The organism is Arthrobacter sp. MYb213 (genome assembly GCF_002979915.1).
Taxonomy (GTDB): domain Bacteria; phylum Actinomycetota; class Actinomycetes; order Actinomycetales; family Micrococcaceae; genus Glutamicibacter.
Genome location: NZ_PCQA01000007.1, coordinates 201,772 through 227,182 on the forward strand (window position 1 = coordinate 201,772; position 25,411 = coordinate 227,182).

Annotated in this window: 24 protein-coding genes and 1 riboswitch; of the genes, 9 read left to right on the forward strand and 15 right to left on the reverse strand. The window is 55.4% G+C overall.

Annotated features, from left to right (window positions below):
• Positions 1 to 9 precede the first annotated feature (9 nt).
• The 3 genes from dnaG to dusB form a co-directional block, all read right to left on the reverse strand.
• Entirely contained in the window at positions 10 to 1,890 is a 1,881-nt protein-coding gene (dnaG, locus tag CQ011_RS16040) for a DNA primase (RefSeq protein ID WP_105678703.1), read from the reverse strand.
• Between the two features lie 68 nt (positions 1,891 to 1,958).
• Entirely contained in the window at positions 1,959 to 3,242 is a 1,284-nt protein-coding gene (locus tag CQ011_RS16045; RefSeq protein ID WP_105678704.1) for a deoxyguanosinetriphosphate triphosphohydrolase, read from the reverse strand.
• Positions 3,243 to 3,279: 37 nt separating this feature from the next.
• A complete protein-coding gene (dusB, locus tag CQ011_RS16050; RefSeq protein ID WP_286161235.1) occupies positions 3,280 to 4,476 on the reverse strand; it encodes a tRNA dihydrouridine synthase DusB in 1,197 nt (398 codons plus the stop codon).
• A gap of 102 nt (positions 4,477 to 4,578) precedes the next feature.
• Between dusB and CQ011_RS16055 the strand changes: the two genes are divergently transcribed.
• A complete protein-coding gene (locus CQ011_RS16055) occupies positions 4,579 to 5,046 on the forward strand; it encodes a nuclear transport factor 2 family protein (protein WP_105678705.1) in 468 nt (155 codons plus the stop codon).
• A 2-nt stretch (positions 5,047 to 5,048) separates the two neighbouring features.
• Positions 5,049 to 6,728: a DUF5671 domain-containing protein gene (locus CQ011_RS16060; RefSeq protein ID WP_105678706.1), complete on the forward strand. Its 1,680-nt coding sequence runs from the start codon at positions 5,049 to 5,051 to the stop codon at positions 6,726 to 6,728.
• 11 nt (positions 6,729 to 6,739) lie between these two features.
• Here the strand turns inward: CQ011_RS16060 and CQ011_RS16065 are convergent, their stop codons facing one another.
• The 3 genes from CQ011_RS16065 to CQ011_RS16075 form a co-directional block, all read right to left on the reverse strand.
• Positions 6,740 to 7,726: a DMT family transporter gene (locus CQ011_RS16065; protein WP_286161236.1), complete on the reverse strand. Its 987-nt coding sequence runs from the start codon at positions 7,724 to 7,726 to the stop codon at positions 6,740 to 6,742.
• A gap of 94 nt (positions 7,727 to 7,820) precedes the next feature.
• Complete coding sequence (locus CQ011_RS16070; RefSeq protein WP_105678707.1) at positions 7,821 to 8,747, reverse strand: GNAT family N-acetyltransferase; 927 nt, start codon at positions 8,745 to 8,747, stop codon at positions 7,821 to 7,823.
• Between the two features lie 5 nt (positions 8,748 to 8,752).
• Entirely contained in the window at positions 8,753 to 10,138 is a 1,386-nt protein-coding gene (locus tag CQ011_RS16075) for a glycine--tRNA ligase (protein ID WP_096256719.1), read from the reverse strand.
• Between the two features lie 201 nt (positions 10,139 to 10,339).
• Between CQ011_RS16075 and CQ011_RS16080 the strand changes: the two genes are divergently transcribed.
• Positions 10,340 to 10,567, forward strand: a complete 228-nt coding sequence (locus CQ011_RS16080; RefSeq protein WP_105678708.1) for an RNA-binding S4 domain-containing protein — start codon at positions 10,340 to 10,342, stop codon at positions 10,565 to 10,567.
• A gap of 80 nt (positions 10,568 to 10,647) precedes the next feature.
• Here the strand turns inward: CQ011_RS16080 and CQ011_RS16085 are convergent, their stop codons facing one another.
• On the reverse strand, positions 10,648 to 11,304 hold the full coding sequence (locus CQ011_RS16085) for an alpha/beta hydrolase (protein WP_105678709.1): 657 nt from the start codon (positions 11,302 to 11,304) through the stop codon (positions 10,648 to 10,650).
• Between the two features lie 210 nt (positions 11,305 to 11,514).
• Here CQ011_RS16085 and CQ011_RS16090 point away from each other — a divergent pair, with 210 nt between their 5' ends.
• Together CQ011_RS16090 and CQ011_RS16095 are read left to right on the forward strand one after the other, a co-directional pair.
• Positions 11,515 to 11,895: an SHOCT domain-containing protein gene (locus CQ011_RS16090; protein WP_105678784.1), complete on the forward strand. Its 381-nt coding sequence runs from the start codon at positions 11,515 to 11,517 to the stop codon at positions 11,893 to 11,895.
• 46 nt (positions 11,896 to 11,941) lie between these two features.
• Positions 11,942 to 12,811 carry an SGNH/GDSL hydrolase family protein gene (locus tag CQ011_RS16095; RefSeq protein WP_502692897.1) on the forward strand — a complete coding sequence of 290 codons (870 nt, stop codon included), beginning with the start codon at positions 11,942 to 11,944 and terminating at the stop codon, positions 12,809 to 12,811.
• Positions 12,812 to 12,903: 92 nt separating this feature from the next.
• Here the strand turns inward: CQ011_RS16095 and metX are convergent, their stop codons facing one another.
• Positions 12,904 to 14,049, reverse strand: a complete 1,146-nt coding sequence (gene metX, locus CQ011_RS16100) for a homoserine O-acetyltransferase MetX (RefSeq protein WP_105678710.1) — start codon at positions 14,047 to 14,049, stop codon at positions 12,904 to 12,906.
• Positions 14,050 to 14,051: 2 nt separating this feature from the next.
• The gene (locus CQ011_RS16105) at positions 14,052 to 15,395 is read right to left on the reverse strand and encodes a bifunctional o-acetylhomoserine/o-acetylserine sulfhydrylase (protein ID WP_105678711.1); all 1,344 of its coding nucleotides are present in this window, start codon (positions 15,393 to 15,395) and stop codon (positions 14,052 to 14,054) included.
• A gap of 92 nt (positions 15,396 to 15,487) precedes the next feature.
• A riboswitch (SAM riboswitch) is annotated at positions 15,488 to 15,605 on the reverse strand.
• Positions 15,606 to 15,779: 174 nt separating this feature from the next.
• Here CQ011_RS16105 and CQ011_RS16110 point away from each other — a divergent pair.
• On the forward strand, positions 15,780 to 16,424 hold the full coding sequence (locus CQ011_RS16110; RefSeq protein ID WP_105678712.1) for a VOC family protein: 645 nt from the start codon (positions 15,780 to 15,782) through the stop codon (positions 16,422 to 16,424).
• A gap of 65 nt (positions 16,425 to 16,489) precedes the next feature.
• On the opposite strand, the gene CQ011_RS16115 is transcribed toward CQ011_RS16110, so the two are convergent.
• The 3 genes from CQ011_RS16115 to tpx all read right to left on the reverse strand — a co-directional run bounded on the left by CQ011_RS16115 (position 16,490) and on the right by tpx (position 18,438).
• The gene (locus CQ011_RS16115; protein WP_105678713.1) at positions 16,490 to 16,900 is read right to left on the reverse strand and encodes a GNAT family acetyltransferase; all 411 of its coding nucleotides are present in this window, start codon (positions 16,898 to 16,900) and stop codon (positions 16,490 to 16,492) included.
• A 62-nt stretch (positions 16,901 to 16,962) separates the two neighbouring features.
• Positions 16,963 to 17,685 carry a CPBP family intramembrane glutamic endopeptidase gene (locus CQ011_RS16120; protein WP_105678786.1) on the reverse strand — a complete coding sequence of 241 codons (723 nt, stop codon included), beginning with the start codon at positions 17,683 to 17,685 and terminating at the stop codon, positions 16,963 to 16,965.
• 252 nt (positions 17,686 to 17,937) lie between these two features.
• The gene (gene tpx / locus CQ011_RS16125; protein ID WP_105678714.1) at positions 17,938 to 18,438 is read right to left on the reverse strand and encodes a thiol peroxidase; all 501 of its coding nucleotides are present in this window, start codon (positions 18,436 to 18,438) and stop codon (positions 17,938 to 17,940) included.
• Between the two features lie 133 nt (positions 18,439 to 18,571).
• Between tpx and CQ011_RS16130 the strand changes: the two genes are divergently transcribed.
• Complete coding sequence (locus CQ011_RS16130; protein WP_105678715.1) at positions 18,572 to 19,204, forward strand: class I SAM-dependent methyltransferase; 633 nt, start codon at positions 18,572 to 18,574, stop codon at positions 19,202 to 19,204.
• On the opposite strand, the gene hutI is transcribed toward CQ011_RS16130, so the two are convergent.
• The 3 genes from hutI to tdh form a co-directional block, all read right to left on the reverse strand.
• Entirely contained in the window at positions 19,194 to 20,387 is a 1,194-nt protein-coding gene (gene hutI / locus CQ011_RS16135; protein ID WP_105678716.1) for an imidazolonepropionase, read from the reverse strand. The genes CQ011_RS16130 and hutI overlap by 11 nt on opposite strands.
• Before the next feature lie 199 nt (positions 20,388 to 20,586).
• Positions 20,587 to 21,786, reverse strand: a complete 1,200-nt coding sequence (locus CQ011_RS16140) for a glycine C-acetyltransferase (RefSeq protein ID WP_105678717.1) — start codon at positions 21,784 to 21,786, stop codon at positions 20,587 to 20,589.
• 10 nt (positions 21,787 to 21,796) lie between these two features.
• Positions 21,797 to 22,843, reverse strand: a complete 1,047-nt coding sequence (tdh, locus tag CQ011_RS16145; RefSeq protein ID WP_105678718.1) for an L-threonine 3-dehydrogenase — start codon at positions 22,841 to 22,843, stop codon at positions 21,797 to 21,799.
• Positions 22,844 to 22,979: 136 nt separating this feature from the next.
• On the opposite strand from tdh, the gene CQ011_RS16150 reads away from it, so the two are divergent.
• The gene (locus tag CQ011_RS16150) at positions 22,980 to 23,885 is read left to right on the forward strand and encodes a LysR family transcriptional regulator (RefSeq protein ID WP_105678719.1); all 906 of its coding nucleotides are present in this window, start codon (positions 22,980 to 22,982) and stop codon (positions 23,883 to 23,885) included.
• 850 nt (positions 23,886 to 24,735) lie between these two features.
• Positions 24,736 to 25,233: a GNAT family N-acetyltransferase gene (locus tag CQ011_RS16155; protein ID WP_105678720.1), complete on the forward strand. Its 498-nt coding sequence runs from the start codon at positions 24,736 to 24,738 to the stop codon at positions 25,231 to 25,233.
• Positions 25,234 to 25,411: the final 178 nt, after the last annotated feature.

Genomic DNA, 25,411 nt, shown 5'->3' on the forward strand with positions numbered 1-25,411 from the left:
ACCAGACACTTAGGTGCCGCGGAGTATTCGGCGGCGCATCTCAAGTTCCATTAGTTCCCTGTTGATCTGGGCGTATTCCTCACCCTCGGGTTCCATTTCGGCACGCTGCAAGCGCCCAATAAGCTCCGCCTTGCGGTGTGTGATTTGAAGCTCAATCAGGCCATTGATGATATCTGAGCAATAGCGCGCAAGGTTGTGTTCATCCGACGCAGGAATGCTCGTCACCGCGACCTCAGAGACGTAGGAACGCAGCTGCTCGGGAACCTCATCACGGATGACTTCAACCCATGACGAAGCAGAGGCTCCGGCGGCGCTGGCTGCCACGATGCCGTCATGCACTGCTGCATGCACTGGCGCCATAAAACGAGCCTCGTAAAAAGCCTGCCACTGTTCTTCGTTGAGCCGGTGTGGCTGCTGAATCACGACTTCCAGCGCCTGACGTTCTAATCGCATGACCGGGTCGCGGCTATCTGGGCGCTCAAAAGCGTTAGCCGATGATTGTTGTGCTTGGCCCTCGCCCTGGTTACCCCGTGTATCTGGTGGAGTATTTTTGGGCAGCCGGGCGCGTTTGATGGAGGCCGCTACCGAGCGGTTGACGTCTTCGTTGTTCATTCCCAACCAGCCGGCGAGTTCTCTCGCGTAGGCCGGGCGGATCGATGAATCACGAATTTGCGCGACGATGGGCGCAGTCTGCCGCAAGGCCTGCACGCGTCCCTCAACGGTGTTCAAATTGAACTTCTTCAGCTCGGCACGGATCGCAAATTCAAAGAGCGGGCGCTTAAGCTCTATGAGTTCACGAACCGCCTCATCACCGCGATGCAAACGTAGATCGCAGGGGTCTGCGCCATTTGGCTCCACGCACACATAGGTCTGCGCGATAAAACGCTGGTCTTCATCGAAGGCACGCAATGCTGCCTTCTGTCCGGCTGCGTCACCATCAAAGGTGAAGATGACTTCGCCACCGGTGCCATCATCTTGCAAGAGTCTTCTGGCAATTTTGATGTGATCGGTACCAAAGGCCGTGCCACAGGTAGCGACCGCCGTGGTGATGCCCGCAAGATGGCAAGCCATCACGTCCGTGTATCCTTCAACCACCACGATCTGCCTGGTCTTGGAAATCTGTTTCTTTGCCAGATCTAAGCCATAAAGCACTTGAGACTTCTTATACAGCTGGGTTTCAGGGGTGTTCAGGTATTTAGGTCCCTGATCATCGTCGTAGAGTTTACGTGCGCCAAAGCCGATGGTGGCTCCGGACAGGTCACGGATGGGCCACACTAATCGCCCACGGAAACGGTCATAAATTCCGCGGTTACCTTCCGCGAACATGCCAGTTAGTTTCAGTTCTTCGTCAACGAAGCCCTGAGCACGCAGGTGCTTGAGCAATGCGTCCCAACCCTTAGGTGCATATCCAACGGAGAAGTCCGCAGCAGCCTGTGGTTCAAAACCACGACCACTCAGGAAGTCACGGGCGCTCTGAGCCTCTTCGGAGGCGAGCTGAGCCTGGAAGAATTCCTCGGCCACCTTGTGTGCATCGACCAGGCGCTGACGCTTGCCATAGTCTTCGCGCCGCGGCCCGGTGCCTCCGTCTTCGTAGTGCAGTTCGTAGTTGATACGAGCCGCCAGCGACTCGACGGTTTCGGAGAAAGATGAGTGATCCATCTTCTGAATGAACGCGAACACGTCGCCCGACTCACCACAGCCAAAGCAGTGAAAGGTTCCCAGCTGGGGACGAATGTGGAAGGACGGACTGCGTTCGTCGTGGAACGGGCACAGTCCTTTATAGGAACCCACGCCCGCAGATTTGAGCGTGACGTAGGATTCGACGACCTCGCGGAGGTCGATGCGGTTACGCACCTCGTCGATGTCTTCTCGTTTAATCAGCCCTGCCATGATTCCCATTCTAAGAAGTTGCGCTCGGCATAGGCCGAGCGCGTCACGGGCTGTGCATGAAGCTCAGCCTAGAAAAGCTTTGGTTCGTAACTTTCGCCCTTGACCAGCGACGCATGCCATTCCAGCGCGGAAGCGTCGGTCAGTGAGGCCACCTGGTCGATGACCACGCGAAGTCGTCCTTGTTCATTCGCGGCATCCTTGTAGTCCGCAGCGAAGATCGGTTCGAGGTATTTATCTTCATTATCTGACAATAGATCCACTAGATCAGTCAGTATCTGCCGTTGTTCCAAGTACATCGGCTGAAGCTCTTCTTTAGTCATCACGAAGTTTGCGGCAATACCCTTCATCACCGCAATCTCGTGCTCGGTCTCCTCCGGAACTATCAGCTGCGCGTTGTACCGGGTGAGGTTTCCCTGCCCATACTCGCTGCGCGTGGCATCCATCGCTGCCTGACAGAACCGACCAATAAATTGGCTGGTCATGTCCTTGAGCGCGGCCCGTGCTCGGCGCGAACCATCAGCATGTGAAACCCATTCTGCCGAAGCTTCCAGCCGTGCCAGCGCCGCATCGATATCGGCCTCATCCGTGGTGGGCAGGTACCAATCCTTGGTCACCTGCAACGCACGGTCACGCACCGAAGATTCCAACAACCAACGCAGCTGAAAACGTCCGCCAACAATCGCGTCTTCCACGTCATGGACCGAATAGGAAATATCATCAGCCAAGTCCATCACTTGGCCCTCCATGCAAACTCGTCCAGGGACCGAATCCGGTCCGCTACGCAACCAATCAAAAACTGGCTGGTCATCGGTATACACACCAAACTTCTTGGTCTGCTTCCCATTGCGTAGCGGCGCCTCTTCGCGTAACCACGGGTATTTACACGACGCGTCCAAGGCCGCCCGTGACAGGTTTAATCCTGCCGAGTGCCCGTTGTGTCGAAAAGTTTTTGTTTCCAAGCGAGTCAGCAGACGCAGGGTCTGCGCGTTGCCTTCAAAACCGCCAATGCCTTTGGCCAGTTTATTTAATGCTTTTTCACCGTTATGTCCGAAGGGTGGGTGCCCCAGGTCATGGGCAAGACAGGCGGTATCAACGATGTCTGGATCGCAGCCCAAGGCCGCTCCGAGTTCACGTCCCACCTGCGCTACTTCCAAGGAGTGAGTCAGTCGGGTGCGCACAAAATCGTTGAGCGTCGGAGAGACCACTTGGGTCTTGGCGCCCAGCCGGCGCAGCGCCGAGGAGTGCAAAACCCGAGCGCGATCACGTGCGAACGCGGTGCGATACGACTTCTTAGCCGGCTCGGGTACCCAACGTTCCTGATCAGCTTCGGTATATCCGTTGATCTGGGTCATATTAGAAGTCTAGTGACCTTTTGGGTCACTCGCTGACTTATCCACCGGAGATGTCTAACTCAGCGGCCTTAATCATCACTCGGTGCTCATCACTCATCTCCCGAGTGGACAACCATCCGTCGGGTAGGTGAGTTTTCTTCGGCGTTCCGGCGCGGCCACGAGTTCCTTCTGCGGCCGTTCCTGGGTAACCCAAATCGAGATCGAGTTCGTTCAGTAGTTCACGCAGTCGTTCCAAGGAGGGCACCTGTGCCAGCTGGGAGCGGATGTCGCCGCCCACCGGGTAACCCTTGAAGTACCAGGCGATGTGCTTGCGGATATCGCGCATCCCTTTGCCTTCATCTTCAAAGAATTCGGCCAGCAGTTCACCATGGCGGTACACGGTATCGGCAACCTCACGCACTCCGGGGCGGAACCGATCGGCCCGGCCTTCGAAGGCTGCCTGCAGGTCACCAAAGAGCCACGGGCGGCCCTGGCAGCCACGGCCAATAACCACTCCGTCTACGCCGGTCTGCTCGACCATTTCGATCGCGTCTTCGGCGCTAAAAATATCTCCATTGCCCAAGATTGGCATATCTGGCATTGCTTCACGCAGGGTGGTGATTGAGTCCCAATCGGCCTTGCCCGCGTAGTACTGACGCGAGGTGCGCGCGTGTAGGGTGACCGCGGCGGCGCCGTGGTCACGAGCGATCTTAGCCGACTCGATATACGTTAGGTGATCGTCGTCGATACCCTTGCGCATCTTGATGGTTAACGGCACCTCGCCCTTGGCGGCCTCTGAAGTTGCAGCCTCAATGATGGAGGTGAACAGGTCCGTTTTCCACGGTAGCGCCGCTCCTCCACCCTTACGGGTTACCTTTGGCACCGGGCAACCGAAATTCAGGTCAATGTGATCGGCTCGGTCTTCGTCGATGACCATGCGCACTGCGGCGCGGACGGTATTCGGGTCTACCCCGTAGATCTGGATGGATCGGAATTCTTCATCTGGATCGTGGGAAATGATGCGCATCGATTCGGTATTACGTTCTACCAAAGCGCGTGCGGTCACCATTTCGGTGACATACACGCCACCACCGTATTCGCGGCACAGTCGACGGAACGCCCGGTTGGTGATGCCTGCCATCGGAGCCAAGATCACCGGTGTTTCAATGGTGTGCTTGCCCAATTGCAATGGAGGCAATTCGAGAGTCGGAACGTCGGTCGACGTACTAGTTTGGGTGGGAGAAAGAATCGTCACTAAACCAGTATCTCAAATATGCGCAAATCGCGGGTGAGATCTTTATCAATTCGGTACGTTTCACAGCTGGTTTATTCACCCCTCAAAAGGCAAAATTAGGGTATGACAAGTAATTTTTCACTAGTGCGCTGGGTCTTGGCGGGCCTCGGAGCGCTATGTGTGGCGTTGGTTATAGCCGCATTAATCTCGGTTGCGATGCGACCGACCGCGCCGTTACTTCCACCGAATACCGCGGAGGGGGTCATTCAACGCTATGTCATGGCCATTGCGGACGGTGATATCGCCGAGGCTAAGGACTACGTCGCGAATACTGCGGTGACCCAACTCTGTGATGTGTACACTTCCGAGAGTCAAGATCTCAACGTTGACCTGCTTAGTACGGTGATCACTGGTAATCAGGCAGTGGTTACCGTGAATTTTGTGGACAACCCCGGAGCCTTTGATTCGATCTTCGGCATCGGCAGTTACCCAGAAACCTTCGAACTGAGAAAATCCGCGGATGAATGGAAAATCCAGACAGCACCTTGGCAAGTTAATCTTTGCACCGACAAAGAAATGATCGGGTACTGATCATGAGCACACTATCTACCCCACGTTCGACTCCGGCCGTCACCAGCCTGCGCCAACTCATCTTGCATGGACTGCTATTCATTGTGCTCATGGTGCTTGGGTCCGGACTATCCACCTTGATTACGATGGCTCTTCGAGGTTTTGTCCCCACCGACCCAGGGTCTTCGGAAATAGCGATTGGCCTGTCATTCACGCTCATTGCAGGACCTTTAGTGTGGTTCTTGTGGGGTCAGCTGAAACTTAAACTGCCTACGTTGCAACCTGCCGATTCGGCAATTTGGACCATACAGGCCGCGGCGGTCTACGTGATCGCCTTGGCTATGTCCGCAGTGTCCTTGCTGCGTTTATTCTCCGAGCTCATCGATCCGACACGAGCCACCGACTGGCAACCAATGCTCGGGGCCGCGCTAGGCTGGGGCCTGATTTTCATCTGGCAATACCGGATCCTCAAGAGCCCCAAATATGCGCCGACACAACTACCCTCACTTCCAGGAGCATTAGCGGCAGCTTTTGCACTGGTGTTATTTGCTATCTCAGCGGTGACCCTGTTGCAGATAGCCTTGGTTGAACTCATATCCCCGCAGCCAACATTGATCGGTCCGGCCTCGGCATTACCTAGCCTTTTGAGCGCCGCGGTATGGGCCGTGGGAGCAGGCGTGTTGTGGTGGTGGCAGTGGATCGTTCAGCGCGTGCACCGGATGGTCGACGAATTCACAGATTTTCTATTTATTCTGCTTTTTGTTGCCATCCCTGGCGTAATTACCCTGTTTAGTGCCGCGGTGTTGCTCGGGGTGCTCCTTCCCCTACCCGGCGCAGCAGACGGTGCCGCCGATGATCTCGCCAGCCAAACACCGCTCTTGCTTGCCGCGGTCTTGGTGGGTTCTATGACCTGGCTTTACCACCACACAAAGAGTGCATCGCGTCCTGCCCACGTCGCCGAGGCTGCGCGCCAGCTGATCAGTGGCGGATCCCTTGCGATCGGGGCCAGTGGGCTTGGCATGGTGATCAATGCGCTTCTGGCGGGTCTCGTCAGCGACTATGCGACTGCCGGTTCAACCAGCGTGTTGCGCTACGGCCTTGGACTGTTGGTTATCGGCGGAGCAGCATGGGTATATTTCTTCCGCCCTCAGCGAGCGTCAGATCCCGCAAATCGGCGTATTTATCTGGTGCTGTTCTTCGGAGTCAGCGCGGTAGTCGCGTTGATTTCCCTGCTGGTGATCGCTTATCGGGTGTTTGAATTCTTGTTAGTCACCACCGGTTCGGGAAGCTTGCTCGACTTGATCCGGGCGCCTTTTGGTTGGCTGATAGCCACCGCTGCCGTGGCCGCGTATCACTTTGCACTGTGGCGTTCAGACCGAGAACGTCTGGCTACGGACCAGTCGAAGACTGTAGTACCGGTTCATCGCCCGGTGCTGACAACTCTGATGGTCGTTGCGCCACACGGATGCGAGCCGTTACTCGACGAACTGCGCAAGCTGCCAGGGATTGGACTTCATTGGATTCCTGCCGCGGGAGCAAAACCGGAGCAAGCAAAGTTCAGTGAACTATTGCAGTCGATTACTGCCCATGCGCAGAGTGCGCCATCGGGCCTACTAGTAAATATCGACTCTGAGGGTCAGACGCAATATACCGTTCTCGCGTTAGTGGCGGGCCAAGAAACCTCAGACGCCGGCCGAGACTAAAGCTGCAGTTTTTAGCCTCGGTTGCGTCGAGTTTTTCCGCTGCCGCTCACCGAGGCGAGCGCGACTGCCAGCAGCGTCAACACCGTTCCGGCCACGGTGGCGAAGCTGATGTGTGAACCGGCGGTGGGCACTACTAGATCAAGCAATAGGGATCCGAGCAACTGGCCACAGATCATACATAGCCCGGTAAAAAGCACGCCCAAATGCTTGACCATGAATGCTGAGACACCGATAAACACGCACCCCAGCAGGCCTCCAACGTAGAACCACCACTGTGTGGGGAAGTTTCCTCCGGTGGAGGCTATGGGTAAACGAATCAGGATGATCATTCCCAGCATGAGCGTGCCCACCACAAAGTTCATGAGTGTGGCGGTCAACGGGTTTCCATAAGCCTGAGCTTGGACTCCGTTGGACGCAGATTGGTAGCCCATCAGCACGCCGACAATCAATGAGAAAACCATGGGAAACAGTAACGTCCCCAACTCAACGTCGGTGACAATGCGTGGACTGACCGCCCAGAGCACGCCAACCACTGTCAGTAGCGCGCCGATCATTCGTAGTGCACTAATCTTTCGCGGACCGGCAGGCCCAAATCCGAGTCGGTCCACAATCATCGAACCCACGGTTTGGCCGGTCACCAAGCTCACCGTAAAAAGTGCCACACCCACAATGGGCACCGCGGTGGACTGACTGACCACCACAAATGCACCGACCATGCCAGCAGCCAAATACCACCAAGGAAACTGTCGTTGCCTAATCACCCGTGGGATAGTTTGTGCGGCCCTTCGCGGACCAGGTAGCAGCAGATGAATCAGCGTTAGGGCCACCAATCCCCCCACAAAGCTGACCAGCGCGGCGGCAAAAGGGTCCGCTAATTGCACGCCCAAAGCGCCATTAACGCGGCTCTGAATTGGCATCAGCAACCCGGTAGCCACGGCGATGATCAGATATGCCAGTCTCGTCCCTGGGCTCAAGGCCGGGCTTACGGATTGATTCACTACTTAGTCTTTCTCAAATGTGTGACACAAAGTGTGTGCCGGGAGAACAAAAAACGGGACCAGTTCAAATGAATTGGTCCCGTTTTTGATTGGTTTAGCTACTGTGGTCGCTAGCCAGGATATGCGTAGTCGAGATGACCGTAGCCTGCTCCACGCTTGCCAGTGCATCAACCAAGGAGGAGAGCACAAACATCGAGGAGTCGACTTCGAGCTTGACCGGGTATTGGTACACCAGCATGGCCACCAGGTCACGGATCGACTCGGCAACCTGATCATCGCTGTATTCCGGGTTGAAGCCCACCAACACGTCGGTTGGTGACTCTTCGCGTGCCGGAATGTAGCTAATCGCGAATGCCAAGATCTTGCCGCCGTCAACACGTGGTCGGTCACGCAATACGATAGCCCCTTGGGCACCGGTGCGGTCATCGAGCAACATCTTCTGCGCCGAGCCCAAGGTCATCTTCGCCGGGTCCCACTGGTGGGTGGCGTTATAGAAGTCCATCACCAGTTTGGTCAGCTCTACGCTGCCGGTGGCGATGTCCTCGATGACGCGGTCATTGGTGTCAAACACCGGTTCGGCCAGCGCACCGGGTTCAACAATCACATCACGCGAAACCTGAATCTCACCCAAACCCAGTGCGGTACAGAAGCCCTGTGCCGCGGTGGCCGGGTCCCCGGCAGTCACCGTGTAACGCGACTTCAGCTCGGTGCTCTGCCCCGCAGGAATCAGTTCACGTAAATGTGCCACCAAAGCCGTGCCCACACCTTGTCGACGCTGGCCCGGAGCCACCTCAACATAAAGCCACAAACGCTGCGGGTGCAACGAGGAGGCAAAGATGACGCCAGCACCAATGGCTACCGATTCACTGGTAGCCACCAACGTGCGTGAAAACGGCGAATCGCTATTCTCACGCAGCATCGTGCGGTCCTGATGAGCGTGTGGGGACAGCGGATCGCCAAAGAGCTGCAGCAGTTCGAGGTCATCGCCCGAACGCCAGGGGCGAATCTCTAGGTCGCTCATGCGCTCTAGGCTCCGTTCAGACGCTCGGATAGGTAGGTCGTAACCTGGTCCAAGGCCACGCGTTCCTGCGCCATGGTGTCGCGTGAGCGGATGGTCACTGCCTGGTCTTCGAGGGTGTCGAAGTCCACGGTGATGCAGAACGGAGTACCAATCTCATCCTGACGACGGTAACGACGGCCGATAGCCCCGGCATCATCAAAGTCAATGTTCCAGCGCTTGCGCAGTTCCGCTGCCAGATCCTTAGCCTTAGGCGACAGCGATTCGTTGCGCGATAGTGGCAACACGGCGGCCTTGACCGGAGCCAAGCGTGGGTCCAGCTTCAGCACGGTGCGCTTGTCCACGCCACCCTTGGTGTTCGGTGCCTCGTCCTCGGTGTAAGCATCCACCAAGAAAGCCATCATGGAACGGGTCAGGCCAAAGGAAGGCTCAATGACAAACGGTACGTAGCGTTCGCCGGAGGCCTGGTTGAAGTAGGACAGGTCGGTGCCCGATGCGTCCTTGTGGCTGGTCAGGTCGTAATCGGTACGGTTGGCGACGCCCATCAGCTCGCCCCATTCCGAACCCTGGAAGCCAAAGCGGTACTCGAAGTCGATGGTGCCGGCAGAGTAGTGCGCACGATCGTCTTCTGGCACATCAAACTGGCGCAGGTTTTCTGGGTTCAGGCCTAGGTCCAAGAACCAAGCCCAGCAAGCATCCACCCAGTGCTTGAACCATTCATCGGCTTCTTCTGGTGCGGTGAAGAACTCGATTTCCATCTGTTCAAACTCGCGGGTACGGAAGATGAAGTTACCTGGGGTAATTTCGTTACGGAAAGCCTTGCCGATCTGGCCGATGCCAAAAGGTGGCTTCTTGCGGCTCGCGTTGAGCACGTTGGCGAAGTTCACAAAGATACCCTGAGCGGTTTCCGGACGCATGTACGCCATACCAGCCTCGGTATCCAGTGGACCCAAGAAGGTCTTCATCAGGCCGGAGAACTGCTGTGGCTCGGTGAACTGGCCCTTAGTTCCGCAATCTGGGCAGGCGATTTCGCTCATGCCGTCTTTGGGATCGCGACCCTTCTTCGCAACGAATGCCTCGATGAGGTGATCTTCGCGGTGGCGCTTGTGGCACTGGGTGCACTCAATGAGCGGATCGGTGAAGGTCTTCACGTGGCCGGAGGCTTCCCATACTGCCTTAGGCAGGATGATGGACGAGTCCAGTCCCACCATGTCTTCGCGCCCGCGCACAAAGGACTGCCACCATTCGCGCTTGATGTTTTCTTTCAGCTCGGTGCCTAGTGGCCCGTAATCCCATGCGGAACGGGAACCACCGTAAATTTCACCAGCCTGAAAAACGAATCCGCGACGTTTCGCGAGGGAAATAACCTGATCAAGCTTGGACTGTGGCGCCATCTTCAACTCCAAAGGAAAGTACGAGGCCGCTGGTTGCGGTCCGTAGGAAACACATACCGCTTAAGCCTATCGCGTCCGTCTCGTGGGACGCACACTTCACGGGTGCCCAAGCGCATCCAGTCCCGTGTTTGATCCGCCACAAAAGTCGGTGCGCGGCTGAAAAGCATTCACAGTCACTCCTCGATGCGAGATGATGTAAGCATGGCAAATTCCGAGGTATTCCCCATCCAGATCCGTGACGAATCCATTCGCCTAGGACAGCTACTGAAGCTGGCGTCCTTAGCCGAAGACGGAATTCACGCCAAACAGCTGATCGAAGACGGTCAGGTGCTGGTCAACGGCAAGATCGAAACTCGCCGTGGCGCCCAGATGCGCAATGGAGACACCATCTCCGTGCGCGGCGAATCGGTAGTTGTCGAAACCGCGTAGTTCAATTTATATTCTGCGCTTGTGGCGGTGTCTCCTTTTATTGGAGACACCGCCACAAGTTTTTTACAAGATTCAACTTCTTACTCGGCTTCGGTTTTTAGGACTACTGTGCTGAGAAATTCGTGCACGTGAGCCATCTCCTGCGCATTGACCGAGTGCAACATATTTGAGTAGAGCACCTTGGTGAGATGAACCTCGGTGGTCGCCCAACCATGGGTGTACTCAACTTTTTCCGCCGTAATCACCGGATCTTCTTGATCACGTCCCCAGAAAAGTGGCTTGCGCAGCTGGCGGAGTTTTTCGTCATTGAAGAAGCCAGTACCTTCTTCGGGAACCGCAAAACCAGAGAGGCCCACAACGGTTTTGATGGCCTCCGGCTGATGACGCAACAACGAAGTGGCCACGGCCATGCCCATTGAGAATCCAAGCAGGCTCACCGAGGAATGTTGCTTGCTAATTGGCTCCAGCCAACTCCACAAATCAGTGATTGCTGATTTCACTTCAGTGAAGGAGTAATCCAGATCTTGCATTAGTGGGAACCAGGTGAAACCCGGCCCCAGTGCTTGCGGTGCACGCACGGAGACAATGGTGAATTCCTCGGGCAGCATAGGAGCCAAGCCCATGAGGTCTTCTTCATTAGATAGGTAGCCGTGCAAGAGCACGAGCAACGGAGTACCCGCCCGTTCTTCCTCGGGACGAGACCAGATGACTGTAGGATTCCAAGTTTTTTCGTTCACCTAACTAGTCAACCAGAATCCTGCGCGCTTTGATCCGCAAGGGTGGTCGCAAGTCTTTTGTTGCAATAGCATAAACTTCAAAAATCATCTTACATTCTGTTCATAAACATGTTTGACTAGTGATAATTATTCAAATACGTAGCACCACCGGTCATAGGTCTTGGTGATCGACAGGGGCCGATTCGCAGAATTACGGGACTCATGGACGAGATGGAAATAACACAACTGATCGATTCTAATGAATTGCAAGATTTCGGTTTCATGGAGGACGATCCACTGGGCGGTTCAACTTTCGTGGAATCGACCTTTAGCGCTATTCCGCTATTAACGGGAATATTTGCCGTGCTCTTTATCCTTTTCGTGGGCTTCATCATTTACATCGCAGTTCGAAATTACAAGGCCACCAGAAAAGCAGGATTTGATCCGTTTACCCTACAGACAGACGTGACCACCCGGTTGGCTCGCTCACAGATGCTCGCTCCCAAGAAAACAACGGAACAGAAACTATCCGAGCTAGATGATCTGCTTACACGCGGAGTCATTTCTCGCGAGGAATATACGCAAGCTCGAAGCCAAGCGCTGCGTGACTAATTTGTCTTAATCCATTGACATCAAGTTACCGATTGGTAACAATGTAGTGGTGTCTGAATTCCCCACCTCCGGCTCAGCCGTTCCAGCCCAAGCAGCAAATCATCCATGGCGACGATACGTTGCGCTCGGAGATTCTTTTACAGAGGGAATCGGCGACCCCGATCCACACAATCTAGGTAGACATCGCGGGTGGGCTGACCGCGTAGCCCAGCAGCTAAGCACCACCGTTCCAGATTTCGCCTATGCAAACCTAGCCATTCGCGGACGGCTAATCAATCAAATTGTTGCAGAACAGCTTAAACCAGCAATCGATCTCAAACCGGATTTGATCAGCATTTGCGCCGGCGGAAACGATGTCATCCGGCCCGGTGGCGACCCCGATAAAATCGCAGAAAAGCTAGATCTCGCCATCACCGAGTTAAGCGTTACCGGGGCCACCATCGTGTTACTCACCGGACCGGACATTCGCGACACCCCGGTACTTGGCGGGATTCGTGGCAAGGTCGCCATTTACAACGAAAACGTCCGTGCCATCGCCCAGCGTCATGACGCAGTCGTGGGAGATCTCTGGGCATTGAGCGAGCTCCGCCAAACACAAATGTGGGATCCAGACCGCTTGCACTTCTCCCCCGCCGGACACCAAGTGATCTCAGCGATGGTGCTCGATGCACTGAACGTGCCCCATGAACAAGTCATGGACGCGCAATTAGAGCACGCAGCCCGAAGCTGGCGCGAAGCACGCATTGAGGACCTGCAATGGGCTCGCGAATACTTTGGTCCGTGGATCCTGCGCAGAATTCGTCATCAGTCTTCCGGTGACGGGGTTAGTGCAAAAAGACCGCTTCCCACACCCTTCACCGTGCAACCGCCGAATGCCTCGCTGGGTGCTGGAGATAGTACTCCCGGACAAAAATAAACACGCAAAACAAATGGGACGTGGCTTGCTGCACCGATTACTGGTGCGACAATCCACGTCCCAAATTCATATCACTGCGTAGTTTTTAGACCTTAGTCATCAAAGACCAGGGCGGTCAGTACCGGACCAAGTTGCTTGGCGTCCGTGAGGAAACCGTCATGACCGATCGGTGAATCGATGTAATGCACTGGCTTAGGTTTCGGCAACGAGGATGCGATCAGTTCAGACTGCGCCGGGAAGTACAGCCGGTCACTGTTGACCGCGGCAACCACCACGTTCACCTTAGCCAGCCGAGCCAACGCCTGGGTAAGCGACCCATAACCGCGCGCCACATCGTGGCTCATCAGAGCCTCGGTGAGGACCAGATAGCTATTCGCGTCAAAACGATGGACCAGTTTAGTCGCCTGATGATCCAGGTAGCTTTCCACCTGGTACCGGCCACGCCGGCCGTCCAACGAAGCGAACGGTTCTTCACCAGGCTGCGCATTGCGCGCAAATCTGGTCTCTAGCTCGGTCTCTGAGCGGTAGGTAATATGTGCCAAGCGACGGGCCAGTCCCAATCCCGCATCCGGACGCACACCGTTGGCGTAGTAATCGCCCTGCGCAAAGTTAGGATCAAGCCGAATCGCCTCGGTCTGCACCTGCGCAAAAGCAATCTGTTCCGCCGTAGCTTGTGCGCTGGAAGCCATCACCACCACGTTCTTCACGAGGTCGGGGAATTCAACTGCCCACTCCAGAGCTCGCGCGCCACCCATGGAACCACCGATGACCGCATGCCAGGTGTGCACACCTAGCAGGGTAGCCAGACGCGCTTCGAGGCGCACCGAATCCTTGATGGTGACAAAGGGGAAGCGTGAACCCCAAGCATTGCCCTGTTCGTCAAGCGAACTTGGTCCGGTAGATCCATTGCAACCACCGATGATGTTGATGGCCACGACAAAATATTTGTCGGTATCAACGGTTAGCCCGGGGCCGACAAAGTCTTCCCACCAGCCCGGGGTCTGTGAATCTCCGCGCGATACGTGCGCATCACCGGTCAACGCGTGCTTCACCAGCACCGCGTTACTCCCGTCCGCGTTTAGCTGACCCCATGTCTCATAGGCCAACTCGATTTGCGGTAGGTAGCCACCAGTTTCGAAGGTGTACTCCCCCACGAACGCGCGACGCAAAATGCCGTCTTGTCCGTCGGTAAGCTCCTGCGATGGCAGAGTTTCTTCGGTAGTCACTATGGATGCCATGCCTAAAGAGTTTCCTGCAATTCCTGGCTAGAAAGCTGCTTGGTAGCAGCAAAACCAAGTTGCAGATCAGCGAGAATATCCTTGATGTTTTCAAGTCCCACGCTCAACCGCACCAGACCTGGACGCACACCTGCGGCCAAACGTTCTTCGTCGCTCAATTGTGCGTGGGTGGTAGACGCTGGGTGGATTACCAGCGAACGAACGTCGCCTAGGTTCGCCACATTTGAATGTAGTTCTAACGCATTCACAAAAGCCTTGCCAGCTTCGGCGCCACCGGCAATGTCGAAGGCAATAATTGCGCCAACACCATTTGGTGAATACTTCTGTCCGCGTTCAAACCATGGTGAGGAAGGCAGGCCTGCGTAGGCGACCTTCTCAACCTGTTCTTGGCTTTCAAGCCAGGCGCCAACTTCCTTGGCATTTTGCACGTGACGCTCCATGCGCAACGACAAAGTCTCCAGACCCTGCGCAATGAGGAAGGCGTTGAAAGGTGCCACCGCCGCTCCAAGGTCACGGAGCAACTGCACGCGTGCCTTCAGAATGTAGGCGAGGTTCGCCCCAAGAATTCCGTCGACGCCTAAGTCCCGCGCGAATACCAAACCGTTGTAAGACTCATCCGGGGTATTGAAGTCCGGGAATCGTTCTGGATCCTTCGCAAAGTCGAACTTACCCGAATCTACGATGACCCCAGCAATGGCGGTGCCATGTCCGCCTAGGTACTTGGTGGCCGAGTGGATCACGATATCGGCGCCCCATTCGATGGGACGAATCAGGTACGGGGTCGCCAAGGTGTTATCAACTAGGAGCGGAACTCCGACCTCGTGGGCGATCTCAGAGATCCCTTCGATATCTAGGATGTCCTGGCGTGGGTTGGAGACGACTTCGCCAAAGAAGGCTTTGGTATTTGGCTTGACCGCTGCACGCCACTGCTCCAAGTTATCTGGATCAGCAACGAAGCTAACCTCAATGCCAAGTTTGCGCAGGGTGTGCTTGAACAGATTCTGCGTTCCACCGTAGAGGCTTGGGCTGGCCACCAGGTGATCGCCCGCCTGCGCGAGGTTGAGGATGGCCAAGGTAGTGGCGGCTTGGCCGGAGGCAAGCAACAACGCACCGATTCCGCCTTCGAGATCGGCGATTCGATTTTCTACGGCTTCCTGCGTTGGATTACCGATACGCGTGTAAATCGGCGCCAGTTCCTGCAGAGCGAAGCGAGCTGCAGCGCTCTCTGCATTGGGGAAGACGAAAGAAGTCGTCTGGTAGATCGGCAGGGCACGCGCACCGGTCACCGGATCGGGCTGCTGCCCAGCGTGGATCTGACGTGTTTCAAAAGACCAGTTATTACTCATGGTTTCCTCCATATAGCTTGTCGACTATGGGGGTACACCACTCAAAAACACACCGACGGCAAGTTCCTCGTCGAGGCGCTTTCGAAGGGGGTAACCCGCGCTTGTCCGCAACACATAGTGTGTTGAGGGCCAGGTCTTCACCCGGGGCACCCCACCGCGGCGGAGGGTTGCCGCCCAGTAAGCCGGGGCTTGTTACTGGGACTCATGACCTGACTCAAGTCTGCCCGATAGCCGAAGAATTTGGCAATATGAGATAGCTCAATGTGACTCAATCGGTCATATAGATCTTTAATGAAGAATTTTCTGCAGACTGTTCGATCCCGCCATTACCACTTAGGGTCACCTAAGTCGAGACTGAGATCACATAGTGACATGATGGGGCACATGATGAGGCTAGATCACGTTAGTTACGCATGTGGCCCCGATGGGCTCATGCCAACCGCCGAAAGAATCTCCAAGACTTTGGGCCTGGAATTCGTCAAGGGGGGCGTACATCCGCGTTTTGGAACGCGGAATGTAATTTTCCCGCTCAAGCACAACCAGTACCTAGAAGTTGTTGAAGTTCTCAACCACCCTTCAAGCGACAAAGCACCGTTTGGGCAGGCAGTACGAGCCCGCTCTGAGCTTGGTGGCGGCTGGATGGGATGGTGTGTGTCTGTTGAAGACCTCTCCAGCGCCGAAGAGCGGCTGGGGCGCAAATCTGTTCCGGGAAACCGAAAGTTCCCAGACGGCCGCGAACTCACCTGGCAGCAGGTTGGAATCAAGGGTCTGATCGCTGACCCGCAGGTCCCTTACCTCCTGCGCTGGGACGCTGGCACCGAGGATTTGCACCCGTCCAAGGCTCTAGAGCCTGTAGGTGCGATTCAAAGTATCACTATCGCTGGTTCTCGAGACCGAGTATTGGACTGGCTCGGCCAGCCCGAGAACGTCAATCTTGGCGCGGTGAGCATGGAATACGAAGCACCCAACGGCACTCCAGGCATCTTGTCGGTCACCTTTGAAACCGACAATGGCTTGGTCACGCTATAACGAAGAACGTCAAATAAAGGGTAGGTAGGGACGGCAACGTCCTCGCCTACCCTTTGTCGTTCCAACTACTCAAGTCTCTTACCCAGGACCACTACATCTTGAGCTTCGTAACCCAGTCGCTCGTAAAATCCGATCACATCAGTGTTTTCGGTCCGCACCATGAGCTGCACTTTGGGCACCCCTTGTTCAGCAAGCCAACGCGACGCGGCTTCGATGATCTGTTGCCCAAAACCTTGGCCCTGCATGTCGGGGTGGACCGCCACGTAATATAGCCAGCCCCGGTGACCGTCAAACCCAACCATGGCTGTAGCTACCAGCCGTTGCTCATGATGCCCTGCAAGAATCGTAGAGCTCTGATTTTCCAATGCTTTGTGCGCATCTGATGTGGGATCGTTCCACGGTCGCGTAATTTCTACGCTCTGCCACAGGGCTGTTGCTTGGCCAATCTCGGGCACTTCCAATTCTCTGATCTCCATGGCTAAAAGGTACCGTTGAAGGGTTGGTTTATTGCCATTTCAGGATGCTTACCGTTGTGGCGTTAACTACCGATACCGATAGCAGGGCCGAAGAACATGAAGCCGACAAAGCCAACGGCGTCCAACAAGAAGTGCGCGATTACCAACGGCATCACCCGACCATATTTCTGGTAAATCCAACCGAATACCACACCCATGGCCACATTTCCCAGCATCGGGCCAACGCCTTGATAGAGGTGGTAGCTACCGCGGATCAGCGCCGAAACCAAAATCAGCGTCCACGGTCCGAAGTTGAGTTTCTTTCCGTAGCCGAAGAGGAATGCCAACATGATCACTTCTTCGAGCACCGCATGCCGGACGGCAGAAAGTAGCAGCACCGGCACGCTCCACCAATAATCTGCGAGATTAGCCGTCGACAGAGTGGTGGTGATCCCTAAGGCGCGGCCTGCGGCATAAACCCCCAAAGTTCCCAGACCCATGGCAAGAAATAATCCTGCCCCGAGCAACGAATCTTTGCCCGGCCTGCGAAAGTCGAATCCGATATCTTTCACACTTCGTCCCAGCGTGCGGTGCATCAAGTACAGCGCAAGAAGAACCGGGATCAGAGCAAATAAAATATCCAGCAGCTGATAAGACAGGTCAAAGTATTCGCGGGTGTTGAGCGGATTATTCATCGACGTGGTTTGGTCGCGCAGTGGCGCACGGGTCACCTTGTCGGCAAAGCTAATCAACGAATACACCGCGCTCTGCCCCAGACAGAGCCCCATAACAAGGAAGATTTCCATCTTGAGGATGCGAGCATTGCTCTTCGTTAACGTCTTTTCACCAGTCACCTATCGATCATAGACTTCGGCCGCTGTGTTGGAGCTGAGCGTAGGGTAATCGCTGTAAACAAGAACAGCCAGTATGCGCGCGGACATGCGATGTTCAAGCCGCATTAAAAAGTCAAGGAGCACCGCGCCCAAGTTAATGGGCCCGATACTCCTTGACTAGCGCAACACCTGACGAATTAATTCGCCTATGACCGCAAAAAATTACTAGCTATTTAGCGCTGCAATAGCTGCGTCGTAGTCTGGCTCCGTGGTGATTTCCGGAACGATCTGGGTGTAAACGACCTTGCCGGTCTCGTCCAAAACGACGACGGAACGTGCCAAGAGACCAGCTAGTGGCCCATCTACCTGGGTCACGCCGTACGCCGAGCCAAAGTCCGAGCGGAACACGGAAGCAGCGGTCACATTTTCGATGTTCTCTGCACCGCAGAAGCGGCCCAAGGCGAATGGCAGGTCAGCCGAAACACACACAACGGTGGTGTTTTCCAAGCCGGCAGCCAGTTCGTTGAAGCGGCGTACGCTAGCTGCGCACACACCGGTGTCGACCGATGGGAAGATGTTCAGCACCACGCGTCGGCCAGCGAGTGATTCGCTGGTGACATCTGCGAGGCCGGTGTCGGTGAGGGTGAACGCTGGAGCCTGCGCGCCAACGGCTGGCAGCTCTCCAATAGTCTGGACGGGGGTATCTTTGAATGCAGTAGTAGCCATACTTCATTGTCTATCACGGATGGCCAACTTACTTCTATATTTCGGTCTCAGCGCAACGATACGTCTAGTGTTTACCTCTATTCTTCCCACGTTTCATGGTTTCGAATTCTTCGCCCCGTGACTGACTGAGGCTATGACTCAGGTCCCTGATTTGAACGCCTATGCTTCCAAAATGCGCGCGCTCACCGAGGAAGGCATCGATTTTGAGGTTGATGTACGCTTTCTCGACATGCTAATTTCTCGCTCAGCAACAGTCTTGGACGTTGGCTGCGGAATTGGAAATGCCGTCAATGGCCTCAGGACCCGTGGCCATCAGGCTTTTGGAATCGATCCGACCGTGGCGGTGCTTCGGACGGCCCACGAGCTCTACGAACCTAGCTGGTTCAGGCGGCTAGGAGCCGCCGAAATCACGTTCGGACGCTTAGCAGGCCTTGGTCTGCCGACTACCTATGATGCCATTTTGCTTGCTGGAAATGTTCCGGCTTTTCTCTCGGAGACCGATTTCGCAGCATCTATGGCTCAGCTTGAAAATCACCTCTCCGACAATGGCGTCCTCATCATTGGCACCACCACTGGCATGCGTGGTGGACCTACAGATCAAGACCTCGCAGTGCATGGCACCGGTCTCATCTTGACGCACCGATATTCTGACTGGCATCTTGGCTCATTTGATGAAGAGTCGCCGTGGTCCGTGAGTATTTTTGGGCGATCCAGCAATCGTCAGTTTTCCGAAACACCTGACGGTAAATTTATCCTCAGAGGGTAACCTTTTCTCCTGCTCGATACACGCTGTGTGTCAGAGTCATTCCGGGCCGGTATGCCAGATGTGCGGCGGAGGGTGCATCCAGAACATGCAGGTCTGCACGCTTCCCAACTTCTATCGACCCTACTTTGTCCGCCACACCGAGGGCTAAGGCACCGCCAAAAGTGGCTGCCTCAATCGCCTCGGCAAGGCTCAGCCTCATTTGCAGCACCGCGGTCGCCACACAGAAGTTCATGTTGCTGGTGTAGCTGGTCCCCGGATTACAGTTACTGGCCAAAGCGATCACCACACCGGCATCGAGCAGCTCACGCCCCGGCGCCAATGGCTGACGAGTGGAAAGATCACAGGCCGGAAGGCATGTAGCCACCACCCCACGCGAACCCTTCCGTGCCGCCTTATCCCAACCGCTCCAAGACCCGGCGAGCGCGTTGATGTCCGCTGGTTCAAGATAATTCACGTGGTCCACCGAGTGGCTACCAAATTCTACGGCGAGCTTTGTCCCAGGACCTGGGCCCAACTGATTTCCGTGAATCTTTGTGGAGATCCCGCGGTCTTTGGCCGCCTGCATTACTCGGCGTGATTGTTCTTCGTTAAATGCTCCGCGTTCGCAGAAGACATCCACAAAATCTACGCTCTGGGCCACTGCATCAAGCATTGGGCCGGCTACCTCGTTGGTGTAGTCATCTGCGTCGCGACCGGCCGGAACCAGATGAGCACCCAGAAAAGTCACCTGATCCACGATTTCTCGTGCCAGAAGTGCATGCCGCACTTCCTCGGCTAAGGTGAGGCCGTAACCCGTTTTAGTTTCCATCCAGGTTGTTCCCATAGACAGTGCTTCAGCCCGACGAGCCGAGACCAGTGCAGACAAGGCGTTGTCATCGGTGGCGCGGGTAGCCGAGGTGGTGACGGCAATCCCCCCGGCGGCGTAGTCTTCACCGGCCATCCGGGCAACAAATTCGTCTGCTCGATCTCCGGCAAAGACTAGGTGGCTGTGCGAGTCGACCCACCCCGGAAGTACCGCACGGCCGCCCAGATCAGTAATGACCTCAGCCTCGGGCGCTTGCTGGGCTGAGCCCACCCATTCGATGATTCCGTCTCGGATCAGCACTGCTGCGTTCACCATTACGGTGCCGGCGGCGTCAACGGTGGTCAGTTGGGAGATGTTTGTCAGTAAGTGGGTGCTCATCTGCCTGTGGTTCCTTTTGCTTGAGTGCGTCCTAAGCTTCTGATGGCGCACTATCACGGTTCTTATCAGAGCTTATTGAAAAGTACGCGGCGCAGGTAGCGAAGTCATCAGGTTCAATCTGGCATTTCGGACTTGTCAGTGGATATAACAGAGTCGCCCCGTTTCCATGGAGGGAATCGGGGCGACTGAGACCGTCTATTTAGCGCGAGGCGATGAAGGCCTTCACGCAGGCTTCGATATCTTCGGCCGAATGTGCTGCGGAGAGCTGAACACGGATGCGTGCTGCGCCCTTTGGCACTACCGGGAAGCTGAACGCGGTGACAAAAACGCCATGTTCCAACATCTTTGATGCTACTTCGGCGGCCTTGACCGCATCGCCGAACATCACCGGAATGATGGCATGCTCGCCGTCAAGCAGATCAAAGCCTTCCTCCGTCATCCGACGACGGAAGAGCGCCGCATTCTCAAAGAGCTTCTCGCGCAGGTCACCTGAATCGACCACCAATTCCAGGGCCTTCAGGGTGGCTGCCACGATGGACGGAGCAAGTGAATTGGAGAACAGGTAAGGGCGGGCCTTCTGGCGAAGCATAGCTACGATCTCGCCGCGTCCAGAAACATAACCACCTGAGGCTCCGCCTAGCGCCTTGCCGAAGGTGCCGGTGTAAATGTCCACGCGGTCAGAGACACCTGCGTGCTCCGGAGTTCCTGCGCCTGTTGCTCCCATGAACCCCACCGCGTGGGAATCATCAACCATGACCAGTGCACCGTATTTATCGGCCAAATCGCAGATAGCTTCCAGCGGAGCTAAGAAGCCGTCCATGGAGAACACACCGTCGGTGACGATGATGGTGCGTCGTGCACCGGCACCATCGTTGAGGGCTGCTACTGCCTGTAGCTGAGTTTCCAGATCAGCCATGTCCTGGTTGGCGTAGCGGAAACGTGCTGCCTTGGACAAACGAATGCCATCAATGATCGAGGCATGGTTCAGCGAGTCGGAAATGATCGCGTCTTCCTTGCCGAACAAGGACTCAAATACACCACCATTGGCGTCGAAGCAGCTGGAGAACAAGATGGTGTCTTCGGTGCCAAGGAAGGCCGAGAGCTTGGACTCAAGTTCTAGGTGCAGATCCTGGGTACCGCAGATGAAACGGACAGAGGCCATGCCGAAGCCACGCTCATCCATTGCATTTTTTGCCGCGTCGATGATGCGGGCATCATCGGCTAGGCCTAGGTAGTTATTCGCGCAGAAGTTCAGTACCCGGCGGGCTTCACTGCCCAAGGAACCGGCCATAATTGACGCGGACTGTGCCGAATCGATGTGGCGTTCTGCTTTAAAAAGTCCTGCTTCTTTGAGCTGTTCCAGTTCCGCGGACAGCTGCTCTTTCATATCTGTGTACATGTCATATCTCCTAGAAAACAGTCCAGTCCAAAACAACCTTGCCGCCGTGCCCACCACGGGCGGCGGTAAATCCGTCTTGCCATTCGGTGGCAGGGATAAAGTCGGTAACTACCGAAGCGACGCGTTCACGCAAAACGTCCGAGGTGGTGAGCATGGCGCTCATGGCATACCAGGTTTCGAACATTTCACGCCCATAGATCCCCTTCAGGGTGAGCATGTGGGTGACGACCTTGCCCCAGTTAATATCGATCGATTCGCTAGGCAGTCCAAGCATGCTGATCTTGCCACCGTGGTTCATGTTTTCGATCATTTCTGGCAATGCGGTCTTGTGCCCCGACATTTCCATGCCGAAGTCGAAACCTTCGCGCATGCCCAGTTCCTTCTGAGCCTCAGCCACACGCTGTTTAGAAACGTTGATGGCCAGGTTCACTCCCATGCTTCGTGCCAGTTCCAGACGCTGTTCAGAGACATCGGTGATGGCGATGTTGCGCGCTCCGGCGTGGCGGGCCACTGCTGCTGCCATGAGTCCGATTGGTCCGGCACCGGTGATCAATACGTCCTCGCCCACCATGGGGAACTGCAATGCGGTGTGCACAGCGTTGCCAAATGGATCAAAAATTGCGCCCAGCAGCGGGGTGATGCGCTCGTCGCGGTGAATGTACACGTTGCTTGCCGGGATCACTACGTATTCGGCGAATGCACCATCGCGCTGAACGCCAACGGAGTTGACGTTGATGCACATGTGCGGACGTCCGGCACGGCAGTTTCGGCAGATGCCACAGACTACGTGGCCCTCGCCGGACACACGGTCACCGACCTTGACGCCGTGTGCGAAAGCTCCAACTTCCACGACCTCGCCGTAGAATTCGTGACCTGGGACCAGAGGGGTGTTGATCATGGCCTGCGCGGCCTCATCATAGGCTTCAATATGCAGGTCCGTGCCGCAGATGCCAGCGGTCATGACACGGATTTTCACATCATGAGCTCCGGTTTCTGGCTCTGGCCGGTCAACGAGTTCCAACCCGGCGTGTGGGCCGGACTTGTATAGAGCTTTCATGCTGGTTCCTTTGAGGATCGGGCACCGGGGTGCACGCACGGCAGGCTTGGGATACCTCAAGTGTCGCACCCCACGGCAGCAGAATAAACCTTAGAAGATCAGTCATTTTCTGATCTAACAGTTTAGTATTTACTTCATGGAATTACATCAGTTGAGGATCCTTCGCGAACTAGCGGATCTGGGTAGCGTGAACGCGGTAGCCAAGTCCTTGTTCGTCTCACCTTCTGCGGTCTCGCAGCACCTCGCGCAACTGCAACGTAATTTCCCAGCGCCCTTAACTCAGAAGGAGGGGCGTCGACTCGTACTTACCGCCGAGGGCAAGCTCTTGGCATCCGCGGCCGCCTCTGTCGCCTCAACCCTGGCCGAAGTCTCAACCAGGATCCGCACGCAGGAACAAGATCACGACGTTCCGATTCGTATCGCCGGATTCCACTCTATCGGGCAGACAATCTTTGCTCCGCTGCTTTCTTACCCCGAGGGGCAGCTCCCGCCGCTGTATTTTTCCGATGAAGATGTTTCGCAACAGGATTTCCCGGCACTCACCTCTTCCTACGACTTGGTACTTGCGCACCGTATGCCGCATACAGCCCCGTGGCCTGAAGATCGCATCGCGGTGATCCCCTTGGCTTTCGAACCACTGGACATTGCCATCCACAAGGATCACCGTCTGGCCGAATTCGACGAGCTCGCCCCCGAGCAGGTCATCGATGAACCCTGGGTCGTTTCCCGCTCCGGATATTCCCCAGCCGATGTCTTGGAAACCATCGCCGCATTGGCAGGGAAGGCGCCGCGGATCGTACATCGAGTCAACGACTACGCAACCGCTGGCGCGCTCGTCGAAGCCAGTGAATGCTTAGGGATATTGCCTCGATTCACCGCTAGAAAAACAATGGACGAAACGGTGACTTTACGACCAATCAAAGGACTCAATTCAGGTCGACAAATCGACCTTTTATTGAGAGCCGAACACTTACACCGAAATACCGTCAATGACGTCATCGAGGCGATAAGAAGCACCGTGAAACGGTTGGTCATCAGCTAGTTCTGCCAATTGGGGAGCTTTCCGCCTCTAGCAGTTCAGAAATCGTCGTTATCAAGTTTTAACGATCCCACGAGACGCACTTATTCAATCTTCCCCGCCGAGAACGGCCAGGTCTAACGTCGGCCTGGTTTTCTAAATCTTCATGTAGACCAGGCGATGGACTACCACCAGTTCCGTGCCAGCTGTCGCCCTTGTAGTACGGTCTTGGCCGGCTGAATAGCTTGCCACGTGGCGGGGCTTCCTCTGAACCTTTGAAAGCTCGCCGTTACATCGATTAGGTTTCCACAGTAGGACGAACGAAACCGTCATTATTCTCTTTCATTCGCTGCCTGGCACGTTGAATTTAATCGGTACATTGATATTCAGTGGCACCTCTTACAAACAACCTGAGCGCGCATCAGCACATCGAGTGTTTTCATCAGGACTTGGGCGACCTACCAAATGGGTGGACGACCGCCCTGCGTAAATCTGAGTTGCATAGACCATCAAGCTTTCCCACGAGCCGGGCACAAGCTTCAACGCATCTTTACGTTGCAAGAGATGACTTCTGCTGCAGATCCAGATCCAGATCCAGATGGCATCTTTAGCTCGTTTTCCTGTCCCGCGTAAGGCCCGGGCATTTTCTCGGGCGGGGTATACGGAAATATTAAATCTTTGAAAACTCGGAGTTTCGAAAATTTACCAAGGCAACGGATCGAGTCCCGTATAACGACGACCGTCTTGCGGGACGCGTCAAGAGCATTGAGAAATTTTCTGTAGCCCGTTGATTCTTTCGATGCTAGATTCGAATCATGCTCCATTCATAAAGTTTTCTCTCAACTAGTTCAGAAGACCTACGAATGGATTTGTCATGCCCTCTGATGTTTTGCAAGCTGTTCTTCAGCACGCAGATTTCACTCCCACTGTGTCTTCCTACGCAGATATTTGCCATGCAGAATCATCATCCTCGGCGGCACTAGCTGATGCGTATTTCGCAGCGTACCCACCGGGAATTGCGGCCAGGACTCTTAAAGAAGCGCAATCCGAGATGGAAGAAACCTTCGCCCACGAGTACGGGCAGCTCCTCGAAAATGCTTCTTTCGTCGCACTACAACAGGGAACGCCGATTGGGGCGATCTTTGTTGTCGAGGAATCGATCTGGGATGAAGATCTATTCGGCCCATTCATCATCGATCTTTTTGTTGATCCGCGCCATCATGGGCACGGGCTGGGTCGCACCTTGATTGCCGCTGCCATGTCTGCTTGTAAGAATCATGGCGCGGACACTCTAAGTCTGCGAATCGGTGATGGAACTTCCGGTGCCGCGCTAGAGCTATATAAACGACTTGGGTTCCGCGAATTGGCCTAACCGAATAGCGATGGTGTCATGCGTCTGATAAGTGAGACAAGACATCACCACTAGCCTCCCCTATGGTGATTTCCTCAACGTGCTGGCAAAGCTTCCCTCCGGAATGTACTAACGATGCAAAGCTAGGACACCACCAAATTGGTTTCAAAGCACTGTCCACCAAGCCATTAGAGAGCGA